This window comes from Halomonas sp. 3D7M, from assembly GCF_014897885.1.
Classification (GTDB): Bacteria; Pseudomonadota; Gammaproteobacteria; order Pseudomonadales; family Halomonadaceae; genus Vreelandella.
The window spans coordinates 1-2327 of sequence record NZ_JABUZF010000071.1 but is presented as its reverse complement, the minus strand read 5'-3'; the positions used below and the strand labels follow the sequence as shown (position 1 = coordinate 2327).

At 46.6% G+C, this 2327-nt stretch carries 4 protein-coding genes and 1 pseudogene; 4 read left to right on the top strand and 1 reads right to left on the bottom strand.

Annotated elements, in window-relative coordinates; translation table 11 throughout:
• Window positions 1-36: 36 nt before the first annotated feature.
• The 4 genes and pseudogenes from INT22_RS02435 to INT22_RS02420 form a co-directional block, all read left to right on the top strand.
• Window positions 37-318, top strand: a pseudogene (locus INT22_RS02435) (AmiS/UreI family transporter); the annotation flags it as partial.
• A gap of 194 nt (window positions 319-512) precedes the next feature.
• Complete coding sequence (locus tag INT22_RS02430; RefSeq protein ID WP_172422240.1) at window positions 513-896, top strand: histone-like nucleoid-structuring protein, MvaT/MvaU family; 384 nt, start codon at window positions 513-515, stop codon at window positions 894-896.
• A gap of 139 nt (window positions 897-1035) precedes the next feature.
• Window positions 1036-1446, top strand: coding sequence for a DUF1090 domain-containing protein (locus INT22_RS02425; protein ID WP_193067596.1), 411 nt, complete (start codon window positions 1036-1038; stop codon window positions 1444-1446).
• 117 nt (window positions 1447-1563) lie between these two features.
• Complete coding sequence (locus INT22_RS02420; RefSeq protein WP_193067595.1) at window positions 1564-1917, top strand: hypothetical protein; 354 nt, start codon at window positions 1564-1566, stop codon at window positions 1915-1917.
• Between the two features lie 30 nt (window positions 1918-1947).
• On the opposite strand, the gene INT22_RS02415 is transcribed toward INT22_RS02420, so the two are convergent.
• On the bottom strand, window positions 1948-2327 hold a 380-nt coding region (locus tag INT22_RS02415), incomplete at its 5' end, for an NYN domain-containing protein (RefSeq protein ID WP_193067594.1).

Below are 2327 nucleotides of genomic sequence, written 5' to 3'. Positions count from 1 at the left end.
AACGCCTTGGAATGAACGCTTACTGGGGCTAACCAGTTTTTAAAGGCGGATGGAATCGGACTTGGATGGTTCTGTTTCTTTGTTAGTATTACAGCAGCGTTTGTTGGAGCGAGCTCTATCACCGATATAGGACTCAACTTCGAGCTGTGGAATACGCTTAGCTGGTTTGCATGGTCTGCTTTGTGGTTCAGTTTTTTTTGCCTGTTAGCGTTGGCAAAAAAAATACAGCGCTCAGTGGCGATTTACACACTCTTCTGTGCGGTTTTTACGGGGTGGGTTCCTGGCATTATGATACTGTTAGGCATCGTCAATGCATAGCCACTCGTTGCTGAATGTAAATAATATTTAAAATTTATTGAGAACGCCCACATTACGAAATTACGCGGTATATAATCGCTAAATGGCCGCGCTTGTTCATGAGCCCCCCTGCCATACTGAAGTAGCGCTCTTAACATGTTTTACTGTGCAGTCAGTATATGGCAAAGCAATTAGCAAATTATGGAGATAAAAACATGGCATCAGTACTGAGCGACTACATCAAGAAAGAGCAGATGTTAAAGCAGCTGCAGGAAGAGCTGCAAGCGCTTGAAAGTAATAGCGAGCTGAAGAAAGAGCTGGAGTTTAAGGAAAAATTACAGACGCTAATGACAGAGCATGGCAAGCTAGCTCGCGATGTATGCGAAATGCTTGACCCATCATATCTGTCTTCATCCGTTAAAGTCACCAAGACCAGTAGTACCGATGGTCGCAAGAAGCGTCCTTTAAAGGTGTTTAAGAATCCTCACACAGGGGAAGTCGTTGAAACGCGTGGTGGCAACCACAACGTCATTAAAGAGTGGAAAGCTAAATTTGGCAACGAAGAAGTGGTTAGCTGGATCGTAGAAGAGCGCGCTTAATATGTTCATCCGCCGCTCGTCTGGGGTGCTCCACGGGCGGCGAAGATTGGCAGCCTGGCTATTTGACCTATAGTTTTATAAAGCTGTAATGCTTCTCTATGTTTACCTTATAAGGCTCGTAGAGTGCTAGGAGCGAATAATGAACAGAAAATGGCTGGGTTGTTTAAGTTTAGCGGTAACCGCTGGGGTTTTATCTTTGCCAGCAGCGCACGCAGCAGACAGGTTGTGCGAAGACAAAATGACCGTCTTACGTCAACAGCTGGAGCACGCCCAAGCACACGATAATCAACATCGTGTTCGAGGATTACAGCGTGCGTTGCACTCCATCGAAGAGCATTGCACGAATGAGCAAATCCTTGCTGAGGCTGCCGAAGAGGTTAGAGAGAGCCAGGAAGAAGTGCGTGAGCGCGAGTTAGCGCTTGAGGAGGCGCTTAGTGAGGGCGACGAAGATGATATTCAGAAACGGCGTGAAAAATTAGCAGAAGCAGTGCGTGAGCTTGAAGAGCACACCGAGGAGTTGGACTCACTGCAGCACCGTCTTAACGAATAATCTGCACTAGGCCGCAGCACCTAGCTGCAAAACTTACGCTTATTCCTTTAATATCGACGAAATACTAGCAACGCCCAACAGAGATAAAAACAAGCCATAATGAAGGGGAGTACCGCAATGCAGTCACTCCAGCAACGTATTAGCCTTACGGCCATCATGCTAGCGATGGTAACTCTCATCAGCGGATGTCGCGGGCAACTAACTGTAACGGTACCATTGCCCATGCTGGTGAACAATCCAGCAGCCTTTGATGACAGGCACATCGTTACCCAGGGCGTCGTGAGGCATTTCAATGATCCCCTTCATTATTGGATCGAAGACGAACAACTTAATCGGGTTGAGATATTTCCCCACCAGGAAATAGCGCCCTATTTAGATGAAAGTGTGGAGGTAGAAGGCCAGTTTCACTTCTCTCCGCATGAGGGGCGGCGGCTTACCCTCACGCGGGTCGATCAGTTGCCAGGCGAATAACCTCTGCAGTTAAGCGACGCTATTAGCAACCTAACGTAGCAAGAGCGAACGGTCTATCGCTATAAACTCACTAGCTTCATTTATTAATGAGGCTGCCGTAAGTTGGGGAACACCATAAACCTCAACTTTTTTACCGTACTTAACACGTATTTTGTTGACTAAAAGATCAAAGTCTCCATCGCCGGAGACTAATACAATAATATCTGCTTGTTCAGCGTACTCCATTGCATCGAGAGCAATGCCAACATCCCAGTCGCCTTTTGCAGAGCCATCTGAACGTTGGATAAAAGGTTTCAGTTTTACATTAAAACCAATTGCTTTGAGTATGTTTTGAAACTCCCGTTGCTTTTGGTCACCTCTGTCGATGGCATAACAAAAAGCAGCCACAACGTAAGCGTCCATTCCGCGAC

Coding starts and splice junctions, on each gene's coding strand:
- INT22_RS02430 (WP_172422240.1), top strand. CDS start 513: ATGGCATCAGTACTGAGCGACTACATCAAGAAAGAGCAGATGTTAAAG.
- INT22_RS02425 (WP_193067596.1), top strand. CDS start 1,036: ATGAACAGAAAATGGCTGGGTTGTTTAAGTTTAGCGGTAACCGCTGGG.
- INT22_RS02420 (WP_193067595.1), top strand. CDS start 1,564: ATGCAGTCACTCCAGCAACGTATTAGCCTTACGGCCATCATGCTAGCG.